Annotated in this window: 18 protein-coding genes and 1 pseudogene; 10 read left to right on the forward strand and 9 right to left on the reverse strand. The window is 64.1% G+C overall.

Annotated features, from left to right (window positions below):
- Positions 1-114: 114 nt before the first annotated feature.
- The 4 genes and pseudogenes from AC0L24_RS29755 to AC0L24_RS29770 form a co-directional block, all read left to right on the forward strand.
- Positions 115-543, forward strand: a pseudogene (locus AC0L24_RS29755) (ATP-binding cassette domain-containing protein); the annotation flags it as partial.
- Positions 517-1,584, forward strand: coding sequence for a sugar ABC transporter ATP-binding protein (locus AC0L24_RS29760; RefSeq protein WP_473564686.1), 1,068 nt, complete (start codon positions 517-519; stop codon positions 1,582-1,584). The pseudogene AC0L24_RS29755 and the gene AC0L24_RS29760, both read left to right, overlap by 27 nt.
- Positions 1,581-2,597: an ABC transporter permease gene (locus AC0L24_RS29765; protein WP_027035281.1), complete on the forward strand. Its 1,017-nt coding sequence runs from the start codon at positions 1,581-1,583 to the stop codon at positions 2,595-2,597. Before AC0L24_RS29760 ends, AC0L24_RS29765 begins: the two co-directional genes overlap by 4 nt.
- Before the next feature lie 235 nt (positions 2,598-2,832).
- A complete protein-coding gene (locus AC0L24_RS29770) occupies positions 2,833-2,997 on the forward strand; it encodes a hypothetical protein (protein WP_164873689.1) in 165 nt (54 codons plus the stop codon).
- Positions 2,998-3,273: 276 nt separating this feature from the next.
- On the opposite strand, the gene AC0L24_RS29775 is transcribed toward AC0L24_RS29770, so the two are convergent.
- On the reverse strand, positions 3,274-3,642 hold the full coding sequence (locus tag AC0L24_RS29775; protein WP_127809752.1) for a hypothetical protein: 369 nt from the start codon (positions 3,640-3,642) through the stop codon (positions 3,274-3,276).
- 188 nt (positions 3,643-3,830) lie between these two features.
- On the opposite strand from AC0L24_RS29775, the gene AC0L24_RS29780 reads away from it, so the two are divergent.
- Positions 3,831-4,133, forward strand: coding sequence for a hypothetical protein (locus tag AC0L24_RS29780; RefSeq protein ID WP_127383501.1), 303 nt, complete (start codon positions 3,831-3,833; stop codon positions 4,131-4,133).
- A 72-nt stretch (positions 4,134-4,205) separates the two neighbouring features.
- Here the strand turns inward: AC0L24_RS29780 and AC0L24_RS29785 are convergent, their stop codons facing one another.
- On the reverse strand, positions 4,206-4,910 hold the full coding sequence (locus tag AC0L24_RS29785) for an XRE family transcriptional regulator (RefSeq protein WP_127268739.1): 705 nt from the start codon (positions 4,908-4,910) through the stop codon (positions 4,206-4,208).
- Between the two features lie 203 nt (positions 4,911-5,113).
- On the opposite strand from AC0L24_RS29785, the gene AC0L24_RS29790 reads away from it, so the two are divergent.
- The gene (locus AC0L24_RS29790) at positions 5,114-5,380 is read left to right on the forward strand and encodes a hypothetical protein (protein ID WP_245481697.1); all 267 of its coding nucleotides are present in this window, start codon (positions 5,114-5,116) and stop codon (positions 5,378-5,380) included.
- Positions 5,381-5,493: 113 nt separating this feature from the next.
- Positions 5,494-6,135 carry a GcrA cell cycle regulator gene (locus AC0L24_RS29795; protein ID WP_127321052.1) on the forward strand — a complete coding sequence of 214 codons (642 nt, stop codon included), beginning with the start codon at positions 5,494-5,496 and terminating at the stop codon, positions 6,133-6,135.
- A gap of 252 nt (positions 6,136-6,387) precedes the next feature.
- Here AC0L24_RS29795 and AC0L24_RS29800 read toward each other — a convergent pair whose 3' ends face one another.
- Together AC0L24_RS29800 and AC0L24_RS29805 are read right to left on the reverse strand one after the other, a co-directional pair.
- Positions 6,388-6,696, reverse strand: a complete 309-nt coding sequence (locus AC0L24_RS29800; protein WP_164749149.1) for a DUF982 domain-containing protein — start codon at positions 6,694-6,696, stop codon at positions 6,388-6,390.
- Between the two features lie 108 nt (positions 6,697-6,804).
- Positions 6,805-7,086, reverse strand: coding sequence for a DUF982 domain-containing protein (locus AC0L24_RS29805; RefSeq protein ID WP_127268742.1), 282 nt, complete (start codon positions 7,084-7,086; stop codon positions 6,805-6,807).
- A gap of 245 nt (positions 7,087-7,331) precedes the next feature.
- Here AC0L24_RS29805 and AC0L24_RS29810 point away from each other — a divergent pair, with 245 nt between their 5' ends.
- Positions 7,332-7,925 (forward strand): DUF6456 domain-containing protein, encoded by a 594-nt coding sequence (locus AC0L24_RS29810; protein WP_127268743.1) that lies wholly within the window; start codon positions 7,332-7,334, stop codon positions 7,923-7,925.
- 110 nt (positions 7,926-8,035) lie between these two features.
- Here the strand turns inward: AC0L24_RS29810 and AC0L24_RS29815 are convergent, their stop codons facing one another.
- From AC0L24_RS29815 to AC0L24_RS29825, 3 genes are all read right to left on the reverse strand, one after another.
- The gene (locus AC0L24_RS29815) at positions 8,036-10,060 is read right to left on the reverse strand and encodes an acyltransferase family protein (RefSeq protein ID WP_127809753.1); all 2,025 of its coding nucleotides are present in this window, start codon (positions 10,058-10,060) and stop codon (positions 8,036-8,038) included.
- A 244-nt stretch (positions 10,061-10,304) separates the two neighbouring features.
- Complete coding sequence (locus AC0L24_RS29820) at positions 10,305-10,610, reverse strand: hypothetical protein (RefSeq protein WP_127270646.1); 306 nt, start codon at positions 10,608-10,610, stop codon at positions 10,305-10,307.
- Positions 10,611-10,773: 163 nt separating this feature from the next.
- Entirely contained in the window at positions 10,774-11,520 is a 747-nt protein-coding gene (locus tag AC0L24_RS29825; protein ID WP_127809754.1) for a helix-turn-helix domain-containing protein, read from the reverse strand.
- Between the two features lie 227 nt (positions 11,521-11,747).
- On the opposite strand from AC0L24_RS29825, the gene AC0L24_RS29830 reads away from it, so the two are divergent.
- Entirely contained in the window at positions 11,748-12,050 is a 303-nt protein-coding gene (locus AC0L24_RS29830; protein WP_127809755.1) for a hypothetical protein, read from the forward strand.
- On the opposite strand, the gene AC0L24_RS29835 is transcribed toward AC0L24_RS29830, so the two are convergent.
- Positions 12,051-12,776 carry a Crp/Fnr family transcriptional regulator gene (locus tag AC0L24_RS29835; protein WP_127809756.1) on the reverse strand — a complete coding sequence of 242 codons (726 nt, stop codon included), beginning with the start codon at positions 12,774-12,776 and terminating at the stop codon, positions 12,051-12,053.
- A gap of 453 nt (positions 12,777-13,229) precedes the next feature.
- Here AC0L24_RS29835 and AC0L24_RS29840 point away from each other — a divergent pair, with 453 nt between their 5' ends.
- Positions 13,230-13,445: a hypothetical protein gene (locus AC0L24_RS29840; RefSeq protein ID WP_127321045.1), complete on the forward strand. Its 216-nt coding sequence runs from the start codon at positions 13,230-13,232 to the stop codon at positions 13,443-13,445.
- A gap of 283 nt (positions 13,446-13,728) precedes the next feature.
- On the opposite strand, the gene AC0L24_RS29845 is transcribed toward AC0L24_RS29840, so the two are convergent.
- Positions 13,729-13,845, reverse strand: coding sequence for a putative RiPP precursor (locus AC0L24_RS29845; protein ID WP_348629717.1), 117 nt, complete (start codon positions 13,843-13,845; stop codon positions 13,729-13,731).
- Positions 13,846-13,870: the final 25 nt, after the last annotated feature.

Here is a 13,870-nt window from a genome sequence, read left to right on the forward strand (position 1 = left end):
TGGAAGGAGCCACCCTTGCCGCCAGCCGCTGAAGCCGCATCGTCCGAACCCATCCTGCTTGCCGTCGAAGGCATCACCAAGCATTTCTCGGGCGTCACCGCGCTCAGCGACGTCTCGCTCGATATCCGCCCCGGCGAGATCCTCGGCCTGCTCGGCGAAAACGGGGCCGGCAAGTCGACGCTCTTGAAAATCCTCTCGGGCGTCATGCCGCCGTCGGGCGGCCGCATCACTTTCGACGGTGCCGATTATCATCCATCCAGCCCGCAGGATGCCAAGCGGCTCGGCATCGTCACCATCTACCAGGAGCTCAGCCTGATCCCGACGCTGACGGTGGCGGAAAACATCTTTATCGGCCGCGCGCCGACCGGTCCGCTCGGGCTGGTCAGTTGGAGGCGGATGGAGCAGGACTCCCGCACGATCATCGCCCGCGTCGGCCTCTCCATCGATCCGATGACGCCGGTGTCGGCGCTGTCGGTGGCCGAACAGCAACTGGTCGAGATTGCCCGCGCCCTGTCGCTGAAAAGCCGGCTGATCATCATGGACGAACCGACCTCGGCGCTGACCGAGACCGAGGTGCAGCGGTTGCTGTCGATCATGGACCGGCTGCGCAAGGACAAGGTCGCCATCATGTTCGTCACCCACCGGCTGGAGGAAGCCTCCGCCATCTGCGACCGCATGACGGTGCTGCGCGACGGTAGGCTGGCCGGGCATCTCGACCGTGAGGGTGGACCGATCGCCCTGCCCAAAATCATCGAGAAGATGGTTGGCCGCGCGGCGTCCGAGCTCTACGCCCGGCCGGCGCAACGCGCGGTGGCCGGCGATGTCGTGCTGTCGGTGCGCGGCCTGCGCACCGTGCGCGATCCCGAAGCGCCGCACGCCATCGTGCTCGACGGCGTCGACATCGACCTCAAGGCCGGTGAAATCCTCGGCGTTGCCGGGCTTGTCGGCTCGGGCCGCACCGAGCTGGCGCGCGCCATCTTCGGCGCCGATCGTATCGCGGCCGGCACCATCACGCTCGATGGCAAGCCGATCGCCCCGGCATCGCCCGCAGACGCCATTGCGCTCGGCATCGGCCTGCTGCCGGAGGACCGCAAGCACCAGGCGATCTTTGCCGCGCTGGGCATCCTGCCGAATTTCTCCATCGCTTCGCTAGGCAGCTTCAGCAACGGTTTCGGCTTCATGGCCGAGCGGCGCGAGCGCGATGCGCTGTCCGGGTTTCGCAAAATGCTGTCGATCCGCATGGCTTCGGCCGAGCAGGCTATCGAAGGCCTGTCGGGCGGCAACCAGCAGAAGGTGATCCTGGCGCGCTGGCTGGCGCGCGATCCGAAAGTGCTGATCGTCGACGAGCCGACGCGCGGCGTCGATGTCGGCGCCAAGACCGAGGTGCACCAGATCCTGGTGCAGCTTGCGGCGCGCGGCATTGCGGTGATGATGATTTCGTCCGAGCTGCCCGAGGTGCTTGCGGTGTCGGACCGCATCGTGACCATGCGCCGGGGACGCATCACCGGCCAGATGCCGGGCGTCGAGGCAAACGAGGAAAGACTGATGGAACTGATGGCACTCGACCGCAAGGAGACACTATGAGCGTGGCGGGGGAACAGGATCAGCGCGGCGGCATCAACTTCGCGCGGCTTTTGATGAGCTTCGGGCCGCTGCTGTTCCTGGTGGCGCTGATCATCGTCTTCACCGTGCTGAAGCCGAGCTTCATGGACCCGATCAACCTGTTCAACATCACAAGGCAGATCTCGATCACCGGGCTGATCGCGCTCGGCATGACCTTCGTCATCCTCACCGCCGGCATCGACCTGTCGGTCGGTTCGCTGCTCGCCTTCTGCGGTATGGTCGCCGCCGTGGTCGCCAAGGGTGGCTCCGCCAACACGCTGTCGCTGTCGACGAGCGGCACGCAAGGATTCGGCTGGTTCGCAGCACTCTTGGCCGCCGTCGTTGTGGGCGCTGCTGCCGGCGGGGTGCAAGGGCTTGTCATCACCCGGCTGAAAGTGCCGCCCTTCGTCGTTACGCTGGGCGGGCTGACGGTGTTTCGCGGGCTGACGCTGACCATCTCAAACGGCGGCCCGATCTCGGGCTTCGACGCCTCGATGCGCTGGTTCGGCACCGGGCTGATCGGCCCCGTGCCGGTGCCGGCGCTGATCTTCGCCGCGGCCGCCATCCTGTGCCATATCGTGCTGCGCTACACGCGCTACGGGCGCGCTGTCTACGCCGTCGGCGGCAATGCCGAGGCGGCAAGGCTGTCGGGCCTGCGCGTCGACCGTATTCTGGTCTCGGTTTATGTCATCGTCGGCTTCTTCGCCGGCCTCGCGGCCTTCGTGCTGTCGGCGCGGCTGAATTCCTCGGAAGCGGTCGCCGGTATCGGCTACGAGCTGACGGTCATTTCGGCCGTCGTCATCGGCGGCACCTCGCTGTTCGGCGGCATCGGCTCGGTCGGCGGTACGGTGGTCGGCGCGGCGCTCATCGGCGTGCTGCAGAACGGGCTGCAGTTCAACAACGTCTCGTCCTATACGCAAAGCATCGTCATCGGGCTCATCCTGATCCTGGCGGTGGCGTTCGACCGGTGGCTGAAATCGCGGGTGAGAAGGTGAGGGGGACGGTTCTCCCTTCTCCCCCTGTGGGAGAAGGTGGCCTCGCGAAGCGAGGTCGGATGAGGGGTGTTCCAGGGAACGCCAACGCCCCATTCCGTCACGCACCCCTCATCCGTCTCGGCGCTATCGCGCCGATCCACCTTCTCCCACAAGGGGAGAAGGGGAGCCCCCTTTCTTGCAAAACAGCCGTCCTTTGCTAGAAAGGTTTTGGCGGGTGGCATCGTGAGAGAACCTCATGTTTGCCGATATCATCAGACCGATCACCCTAGGTTTTTCGCTGCTGCGGCGGTTCTGGCCGCAACTCGTGGCACTCGTGCTGGCCGGCGTGCTGGTCGGCGATCTCCTCATGCAGCTCGCGGCGAAGGTGGCGCTGGCCAATCACTTCGCCGGGCGCGGCTGACATAGGCGCGCGCCGGCTGGACCCGCCAGCGCCCGGCGTCGATGGCGGCATTGGACGGCAATTGCGGCGGGGCGTGGGCGGGCAGGGCGCCGAACGCACCCATCAGGCCGGCGACGAGCAGGGCGGCGGTGGTTCCCGCGCCGGCCGTTATCCAGGTTTGGAATTTTGGGCGGGCAGTCTTGAACATCCCAAACTATGCACGTCGACGATCAGCCACCCCTGCGCAGTCTAGAAAGAAAAAATTGCTGATGGAACCCGCAAATGGCTGGTCCAGCCTCACGCTGCTTCGCGCGCCCATAGAAGATGGCCATGGCGACGAAAATACCGTGCCACCAGCCGTTGTTGCTTGGCCCTGATCAGGTCTGGCAAGCGCCGCTCCTGGCGCCAGCGCGGTACGTTGCGCCAGCAGGCTATGAAGCGGGCGGCGTCCTCAATGGCCTCTTCCGCCGAGAGCGCCGGGCTTATCGCGGCCAGGAACAGCGCTTGCGACGGTTTCAACTCGTCGATCACCGCCTTGCGCCTGACGTGATCCTGACGGGCGTGGGCGATGCCGTTGCGGCGGATGGCTTCGAAGGCTTCAAGCAGGGCCAGGCTGTCGCCGGCGTAACCGCAGGAGCGGGCAAAATCGGCGGCAAAAGCGTCCATTATCGCTCCCGGGTCTGATGCAGTGGGCAGGTTCGTGTCCGACTCACATTTTTATATATATATGAAAGCATAACTCAAATTACACTAGAAGAAAACTTCTGCGAAAGTTTGAAAACTGCGACTCGACTCCCGGCTCAAAACGCAGGAATATGCGAACAAATCAGGAACAAAAAGGATGGGGAGGGGCGATGGCATTACCAGGCAAGGAGCCGACAATCGCGCATGTCGCCTCGATCTCGGTCGAGTGCGCCGATTGCGGCCGCAACAGGTGGTGGCGACCCGATCAGCTGAAGCGGTTCGGGGTGACGGGGAATACGCCGCTGTCCGCTCTGTCGGGCCGCATCGTCTGTTCGGCCTGCCGTGCCGACGGACTGCCGGGGGCGACGGTTACGATCCAGGCGGCGTTTGTCGACGAGCGCCAGCGCGTGCGCAGCGAAGCGCGGATGCTGAATGAGCGCGAGGTGCCGCTGGAGGGATCACGGCGGGCTTGAGTTTTGTCGAAGGAAGGGTGCCAGCGCTGGTTCTTCCTTCTCGCAGGGGGGAGAAGGAAGAACGCCCCGTCCTCAATACCCCAGCAATTCCTTCAGCGGAATCACGCGCCAGACATGTTTGATGGCGTAGCGGTTGAAGGTCAGCGTCTTCGGCGGATTGTACTGCTCGACCACCAGCTCGCCCGCCGTGCGCTTGACCAGCTTCTTGATGAAGGCCTTGCCGTTGCGCTCGTTTTCTTCGGGGAAGGTCTCGATCACCACATGGTCGCCCGGTACGGCGTCGCGGCCGCCGCAATAGATCAGGTCGCCGGGCTCATAACGCGGCACCATGGAATCCGAGAGCACGTGCAGGGCGAACACCTTCGGCAGGTTGCGCACCCCCGGCGGGCGCTGGACGTAACCCGCCGGCTCGCCGTTGAAGGTGAAATCGCCATCGTCGCCGCCGACGGCCGCGCCCAGCACCTCGATATCCATCGACCCCGCGGGTAGCGGACCGGTATCGGTGACGATCTCCGCATCGGCGACCGGTCCGGCATCGTCGAGAAACACGACCTGCCCTTGACCTAGCGCCACCGGGTCGACGCGCAGGAAGGCGGCGGTCTTCAGGAGGTTCTCGGTCTTGGGCAGATTGCGGCCGGTTTCCCAATTGCCGACGGCGGCGACATCAGTGTCGTTGTGCTCGGCGATGTGGCGCATGACCAGGCCGCGCTGCTTGCGCGCCTTGCGGATCGCCGCCCCGACCTTGATCGACAGTTCCGTTCTTGCCATGGCGACCATGTGAGTGATGAAAGTGGCTCTCGTCTATGAAAGAATGGCTTGCATAAATTTGTGAGTTATGCTTATATATGGTTATGCAAAACCTGTCCACCTTTGATGGCGCAATGGCGCCGGCCCCGTGCGCGGTGTGCCCGGCGGCTGTCGCCCCCCTTTCATCCCGGCTGTCCTCCTCCCCGGCCAGGATGAAGCCCGAGGCTCGGTGCTTGACTGCACCAGCCCCGGGTCCGGTCCGCCCGTCTCCGGCGACCGGAACGGCCGGAGACGCCGCTCCCAGCGGCTCCGGCCCCCAATCCGACCGGCATGGCGCCGGCGCTGTTTTTTCGGCTGGCCGCTCCTGCATCCGCACCGATGACGGCACCGTCATCCTGTTCGACAGGCCAACGGGCAGGGCGGTTTCCGCCCTGGATAGGAACACGGCCGAGGCGCGGCTTCTGCACCTTGCCGGCGGGAAATCTACCCAATCCGGCTGAGGCTGGTCGGCTGACAGCCGGCTTTTGAAAAACAACCTGACTGCGACCCGGCCACCGGGTCGAACCTTGACGCTGCCCGACGGCGCGCGGCCGAACTTTGGATGGAGCTGGATATGGCAAGCTATAGCGACGCGGAATTGCACGAGATCGGCCGCTGGCTGAAGGACGGGCTTTCAGCCTCCAGGATTGCAGTCGCGTTCAGCGCGTTGCGCGGCAGCCCGGTGTCGCGCGACGCCATCATCGGCATCGTGCACCGTAACGCCATGCTGGGCGCGATCGGTTTTGCCAATGGCAAGGGGCCGCCGCCGCGAGCCGGACAGGCGGTGGGCAAGCGCGCTGAAAGCAAGCGGGCGACTGGCGCCCCGGGGACTGCGACGCCTGTCGTCGGCAAGATGCATGGCGTGCTTGCCACCAAGGACGGGCGTGAAGTGGCCCGGCCCAGGCGCCATTCGTTCGTGCGCGAGGTAGGCGTGCTGATCGCCGACGGCGTAGCCTATCGCCTGGAGACGCCGGCGCCGCCGCGCGCGGCCATCGGCCGGCAGCCGCATGGCGTGGCGATGCGTTTCATCGATTGCCTGTTTTCACGCTGCCGCGCGCCGCTGGATTTGACGGTGGAGGAGGATTCTGAAAACGATGCGCCAGGCAGCCGGCCGGGCGCCGACATGCTGTGCTGCGGCATGCGCACCAGGGCGCTGAAAAGCTATTGCACCTACCACCAGGCGCGGTTTCAGCGCCGCGTATTTGTGGCGGGATGAGCCCGCTCTCCCGTTGCTGCGCCAGCCCCCTCATCCGGCCCTTCGGGCCACCTTCTCCCCGCTGGGGAGAAGAGGAGGGCACCGACGGCTGCAAGTCTCCTCTCCCCTCGGGGGTCCGAAGGACGGGCGAGACACGTGGCTCGCCCCGGAATGGTCAGCCGAGCGAAGCGGAGGCTGGGTGAAAGGGCTGCCTCGCTGCACAGAGGTGGAGGATCTGAGATGAATCAAGCCCGGAGCAAAATCGCCAAAACCTTATTTCGGCATTTGCCGGCCTTGCTTGGGCGTGCGGCTCTGCATGCTCCTTGCGTCCATCGCCATCGCCGGGTTGCCCTCGTCGACCAATATGCCGGTCACCCGGGCAAAGCCGGTAAACACCTTCATGGCGTCGGCTTCGGAAATCTGCGCGGCGATCGCCGCGCTGCAGGCGTTCAGCGCACTGCGGTAGACATGGCCGCGTCGCTCGAGCGGCCAACGCTGCAGAAAATCGGCGGCTTCGCTGACGCTGTCGATCTCTTCGATCTCATCTTCCACCCGCACTTTGAGCGGCACTCCGGTTTTCATCGTACCCACGGCGTTCACCTTCGCTTTGCGCGCGGCTCCAACTACCGCATCGATAAACGCGCCCCGCTGGCGGCCGGTTGCATCAATTTTTCGGCCGGCGCGCGATCCTCATGGGCTAGCCACCGCGTTCAGCCAGTCATGGGCGCGGCTTTTGGGCCTGGCCACCAGTATGTTCTGTTGCTTGGCCGCCCTGGTGAAGGCGTCGAACGCAATGCGCTGGCAGCAGATGCCTTCGACGGCGAGCGTAACCAGCCGCGTCGCCTCGAGATAACCAGGTGCTGTCTTGTCGGGCCATTGGTGGCGCAATGCCTCGGCTGCGCCGGCCACCGAACTGACCAGCATGGTTTTGTTATCGCAAAAGCGCACGGTAACCGGCATGAAGGCTGTCATCGGCGAACCTCCCCTTGGCATGGACGCGACATAACGTCGAAAGCTCGCGCCGGTTCCATCAGCCTGGATGCCGGGCGGCAAGGATGCTGGCGCAGCGGCGAGGAGGCGACGACCTCCGATTCAATGAAGGCCAACCGAACGGCGGCTCTCTCCGCCCTGCCGACCATGTGGGGAGATGCCCAACTGCGCGAAGGATCGCCGCGCTTTGCCGTTCTCCATCATCCCGAGCCAACCAGGAGCCTCCCATGAGCAAAAGGACCAGACCCGTCAAACCGCAGGCGCCGAAATTGCCGAAGGGCGAGGCCGAGCAGGTGCGCATACGCCGCGAGATCGGCCATGATTTCGCGCTCAGGGATGACGCCTTCGGCCGCAAGCGGCTGGCGGCGGGCACGCTGGAGGCTGCTCGTGTCTACGAGGTGTCGAATGACGGCTACGCCGCCACCGGCGGCATCGTGCGGGTGCGCGCCATCGATGCGCTTATCGGCATCACCTCGCTGTCGCGCCAGCAGCGCGAGGCAGGTCTGCGCTACCGCGAGGATTTCCGCTGCAGCCAGCAGGCTGATGTCAAGCCGATGCGCTGGACCGAGCGCGTCGACGGCGGCCGCGATGGCGGCGGCATCGCCGACAGTGTGCTCGACGCCGGCAGGGCCTATGCCGCCGCCACAAGAGCGCTAGGCCATTGGGAGGTGGCCGCCGTGGTGCGACAAGTCTGCTGCGCGGACGGTTCCCTCAAGCGCCTGTCCGAGCAGACCGGCGAAGGCCGGAACGTGGTGACGAAGCTGCTGAAGGTGGGGCTGGATTTGTTGGCAGTGCATTACGGGATGATGATGAGGCGGTGAGGGGTGAAATGGATCCGACCGGCGATGCCTGCCGGATCGGTGATCAAGCCCGTTCCACAGATTCGCAATATGTGATGAACAATGCGGACCGGGCGCAGATACCCAGGCGCCTAAAACAGCGCCCGCTCCAGCGGCCCCGCCAGCGTCTCTGCAAAGCCCGTCGCCAGATGGTGCCTGTCACGAAACGCCAGCTTGCCTGATATGACGACGTGGCAGGTGGTCGGGCCGCAGAATTGGTTGGTGAGGTCGATGTAGCGGGTGTCGGGCACGCTGGTCACCACGGCGCGCTCGGCGGCGGCGGTGCTATCGTTGGCGGCTTCGGCTCTTGGCGTGTCGCAGTGCGGCGAGGGTGCCTCGCGCCACCACAGGGTGCGCGCCACGCAGGAGCCGGCGAAGCTGGCGTTGATCGGCGTGTCGCGGATAACAGCCGTCTCGACACCGGCCCGGCTGAAGGCCTGCAAGGTCGAGCGCAGGCCGGCCTGCCAGCGCGCTACTTCAGCGGTGCGTTCGGCGGGTGGCAGGTCGCGGATCAGATTGCCGATGGAAAATTCGGAGATCACCACCAGGCGCGGCTTGTGGCGGATGATCTCTGATATGGCCTGCTCGCGCCAGGCGTCGCATTCGGTGTAGTCGCGCTTCAGCACCGTGTTGAAGGTGGAGAGCCGCGAGGCGCGGCACGATGATTTGAGATAGGTGATGATCTTTGTGTCGTTGCGTTTGGCTGCTTCGATCAGCGGCGTCGACCACTGGTCGGCGTGCGAATCGCCGAACAGCACGATGGTGCGGCTGGCATCGGCCGGGCCGAACATGCAGGGTTTCGGCGTCACCGTTTGGAAGTCGGCCAGGCAGTTCTTGTCGACGGCCCGCGCGATGGAAGGTCTTTCGACCGCCTGCTCGATGCCGCGCTGCTCGGGGCCGATATTGCGCGTGGCCAGATGCGCGTTGGCATAGGCGACCGCCACGCCGGTGCCGGTCAGCATCAGCGCGGGAACCAGCACAAGGCCGGGAAAAGCGCGAAGCGGTTTTGCGCCTGGAATGGCCTTGGGAAAGGCGCGGGCGCCCACCGCCATCCAGGCGCCGCGCCGCGCCGGGTCTTCGATCAAATGATAGGTGAGCACCGACAGGGCGAGCGCCAGCACGCCACAGCCAAGCCGCTGCGGCACGGAAAGCTCCGGCGCCAGCATCCCGGCATAGACGATGACCGGCCAATGCCAGAGATAGAGCGAATAGGAGAGCGTGCCGATCCATTGCAAGGGCGGCAGGGACAAAGCGGCGGCCGGGCCAAGGGCTTGCCAGCCGGTCCGCCTATTGGTCTGCGGCCCGCCGACCCCGCTCAGCAGCACCAGCACGGTGCCCGCCACCGGCAGCAACGCGTACCAGCCGGGGAAGGGCAGGTCCTCGCTCAACAGGAGATAGGCGGTCGCGATCAGCGCCAGGCCGAGCCAGCCAAGTGCTGCCCGCAGCCAGATGCGGTGCTGCAGCAAAGCCATGGGGACCAGCGTCGCCAGGCCGCCGGCGGCGAACTCCCAGGCGCGCAGCGGTGAAAAATAGAAGGCCCAGGCCGGCGCCGCGCTGGTCAGCCACTGGCAGGCGGCGAAGGAGGCAAGGCCGGTAACGCCGACCACGGCTGCGGCCGTTCGCCGGCCCGGCCGCAGCCAGGCGGCCAGCAGAAGCAGCGCCGGCCAGACCAGATAGAACTGCTCCTCCACCGACAACGACCAGAAGTGGATGAAGGGATTGCTGGTGGCGTCGGCGGCGAAATAGTCGAACGACCAGCGCAGCAGCCACAGATTGATGGCATAGGCGGAGGCGAACATGGCGCCGCGCGAATAGAGCGCCTGCTCCTGCGGCGCCAGGATGAAGTAGCCGGCGGCCAGCGTAACCAGGATGACTAACAAAGCTGCCGGCAGAAGCCGCCGTGCGCGCCTGGCATAGAAGCGCCAAAGGTCGAGCCGGCCGGTCTCGCCGATTTCCTGCATGAGATGGGTTGTTATCAGCCAGCCCGAGATGACGAAGAAGATGTCGACGCCGGCAAAGCCGCCGGGGAGCGCGGTGAGGCCGAAATGGTAGGCGACGACACCGCCGACGGCGAGCGCGCGCAATCCTTGTATGTCCGGCCGGAACGATGCTGCCACGACGGCTCCTTCGTGCAAGGCCCAGCCCCTGCGCAACGTCGGCCGGGCAGGCTGATATCGCAATGCAACAAATTTATCGCAGTGCAACATAGAGCAATTTTATCGCGGTGCAACATAGCAGGAAGGGAAATGGGCCGGCGCGCCGGCCGGGCTTGATCGTTGCGTGGCGGGCTTGTCCGCGCGCCCCGCGGCAGACGCAAAACAGCCCCGCGAAGGGGCTGTTTCTCATCGGGCCGCTGGATTGCTACTTGCTGCCGCCGTTCGCTTTCACGCTGCTGCAGAATTCCGGATGGCTGTTGGCCGCAGTAGCGTCCTTCGCCTCATCCTCGCAGGCCTTCATCATCGCGGTCTGGTCGTCCGGCGTAAGGGCCTTCCAGGCCTTCACGAAATCGTCGTCGCTGACCATCGTCTTCCTGCTGGAGTCGGTGTAGAAGGGCTGCATCTTGGCCGGATCGTCGAGAGCCGACGTGCCGGTGTCGCTCGCGGCAAGCGCCGTACCGGCAACCATCGAGAGCGTCATCGCGCCGAAACAGATCATCTTGATGTTCATGGCGTACTCCTCCTGTTGCTTGGGATCGTCGAAGCAACGATCAGTTGGAAAACGACAGGTTTGGGTGAAAGTTCCGGGGTTTTTTGCGCAAAAATCCCGAGACGAAGAAAAATATAGTCGAAAAACTTGAAACTTTCCCCGATTTTTCCCGTAAGAAGCTAGTTTATCGGGTCTCTCGTGCGAGACTGACCACCAGGCGATCGACGCTGGGGTCGTCGAGACTGACGATATGGGCCATCTGCAGCGCTCGCCTCATGCTGATCCTGGCGACGTCCTGCCGCATGATGACGGATACAAAGGCCGGCCCTGATCCGGTGAGGACGATCGCCCTGCCCACCAGAACCGGTTCGGAGATGGGAGCCCACTGCACGGTCATGATCGAGGGCTCGGTGGTCTGGCGGCGGTTGATGCCGGTGAAATAAATCCAGTTCAGGCGCGAGATCGCCACGCCGTAATGGTTGCCGGGTATTCTCGAGCCACCCCGGCCATCGCCCGAAGCCCAGCGCGTCACCCGCTTGAAGGTGACGAGATCGGCCTCGCGCCGCACGAAGGTGACCGAGCGCATCAAAAAGTCGGGTCGGCCGGGCATCGAAAAATAGGTAAAATATGTGCCTCCGGCGATGGCGGGCGACGGCGGCCGCACCATGTTTTCGTACAGGGCCTGGCGCAGCGTTGCGTTGCCGTCGCTCTTGGCTGCCGCGGCGGCCGGCTCGCGATACAGCTCATTCTCATCGATCTTGAAATAGTCGCAGATCAGCCTTGCGGTGGCTTTGTTGGGAACCGCCTTGCCTTGCAGATAGCGCTCGAACTGGGTGCGATTGATGCCAAGCTCACGGCACACCGCGCTGACGGAAGCGTGGCGTTGGACCAGCCGCCTGAGATTGGCGGCGAGATTCTCGCGAATTGGCACGACATCTCCCCGACAGACGTACGGACCAGTATTCAAGCGATGGCTTATATACACTTGCATGCCGTGGCGGCGGCGCGAAGATGGACCTTTGGCCAATAGGCAACGACCCGGTGGCGCGTAGACTGTACGATTCTGACAGTCCGGCTATGCAAGCCGTGTAAATGGGCGTATTTCGATGGCAAGAGCGCCTCAGATCGGCCTCTCGACATCCTGCAATGGAGGGCGGTTTGGATCATACCGGCCTGGTCGAGCTTCTGGACTATACGCAAGCCCAATTGACGAAGATCCGCCAGGCGGTCGCGGCCAGCGATCACGCCGGTGCCATGTTCACCATCGACTGCCTTGTCGGAGCGGCGGCCGAACAGACGAAGTGCAAGCTTGCAAGTCTGGAGCATGCCGGGTTGCCGATAGCCAAGGATGGACCGATCGACGGGGATGGGCCGATTGGCCGGGGCGCAATTGAAGGCGGTGCGGCACCGCCCGGCAAAGCGACGTCGGGCAAGCCGGATGCTGGCGGCAACCGCTCCTGATCAGGCCGCGCCGATCTCGCCGATCAGCCTTGCATATTCGGCCTCGGCTTCGCCGTAACTGCCATTGGCGAGTTCCAGCAGCCCGGCGCGGTCGCGAATGACGATCTCGCCCCGACGCGAGCGGATCAACGCGCGGCCTTCGAGCAGTTGGAGGGCGACGGTGACGCCTGGCCGCCTGACACCAAGCATGATGGCCAGGAATTCGTGGGTGATGGCGAGATGCTCGCCCGGCACGCGGTCGTCGCACATGAGCAGCCATCGCGCCAGCCGTTCCTCGAGCTTCAACCGCGCGTTGACGAGCGCGGTGCAGCCGGCCTGGGTCTGTAGCGCGTTGACGAAACGCAGCAGGAACATGCGCAAGGTTGCACTTGCCTCCAATGCTGCCTTGAAAGCGCCAGCTTCGATGCGGATCGCTTCGCCTTCGAGTTGGACATAACAGGCATGCGGCGCACGGTCGTCGCCCATCACCAGGGCGTATCCGGTCATGCCTTCGAAGCCGATGAAGCCCACTTCGGCCTCTTGGCCGCTTGCCGTGCTGGCGACCACCGAACCGATGCCCTGTTCGATGAAGTAGACGGCCTCGATCGGAATATTCGGGGTCACTAGCATCATGCGCAGCGGCAAGTCGCAGCGCTGCATGTCCGGCTCGAGCAACGCCAGATCATCCGCAGGCATGCGCCGCAGCAGCTGATTTCGGTATTGATGGTTTTTGACGAGATCAGACATGGCGTGGCCCAATGCAGGGCAAGAGCCATCCAATCTCCCAGCCGTCCGTGCCCGTAAAAACGTACGGACGATCGCCTATGTATAGGGGCTCTGAACGAAGAAAGATATCAATGCGATATGAAATTCGAAGCACGGCGCCCCCCAACGCCCGTTCGCATATGAAAAGATCGGCCTGAATGTTAGTGTCGGAAACGTACCAAGCGCCACTTGGTACAAAACCGACATATTTCATGAGAGCGCCGGATCACGGTGAGGGTCGATGAAATCCGCCGGCTAACGACAAGGGCGCCATGCCGCGCCGGGCCCGAGAACCGTTCGAAAAAGGGGCGGACCGGCGGGAGAATTGTACGATACTTACTGTGATGAAGGCCGATGTTGACTCTTGCTCAGCCCGATTTCATTTTTTGACCCACAGCGTCAAGGAAGTGGTCGCTGCTCCGAAAGGGGCTTCTTATGTCGAGCCTTCATAAGCGCAATCCTGGTTTCCATCCTTCCGATCTGCAACTGTGCCAGCGCGTCTTCGATCGGGTCTGCCTGGAGCGCAAACTCGATCGCATGTCGGGAGAGTCGGACGTGCAGCTTCTGGCGGCCACGGTGTTTTCGCTGTTCCAGAATGGCTGCCGCAATGAAGGCGAGTTGCTTGAGAGTTTCCGGCGGACGCGCCAATGACCAAAGCCAGGATCACGTCCGCAGCACCGGTAGCCGAAAACGAACCTTACGACGCTGCGGTCTTCGCCCGGAAATACGGCATGTCGCGGAAGGCCGCGGAGGTCGTGCTGTCCGCGAACGGACCGTCCAGAACGGCTTGTGACGCTGCCGCCCGCTCTTTTATGGAAGCGGTCGCCCGCAGGGCGAAGAGCAGCCGTGGACACTGAAGCTGCGCCTGGAGCGGCTGCCGTACCGCCCGCCCCGGGTGCGTCCGATGCTAACCTTCATTGGATGCCGCGAGGTGTCAGCCTGCCGGGCCTGTCGGGCCTATTACGCCTGAATTGGCTTGCTGCGCCGTCACGGCGGAGAGTTTCTGCCTTTTGAGCAGAATCGGCTTTTCATAGGTCTTCTTCATGTTCATGGCCTCCCTCCGCAAAGTTCGATTG

The organism is Mesorhizobium sp. WSM4809, from assembly GCF_055811655.1.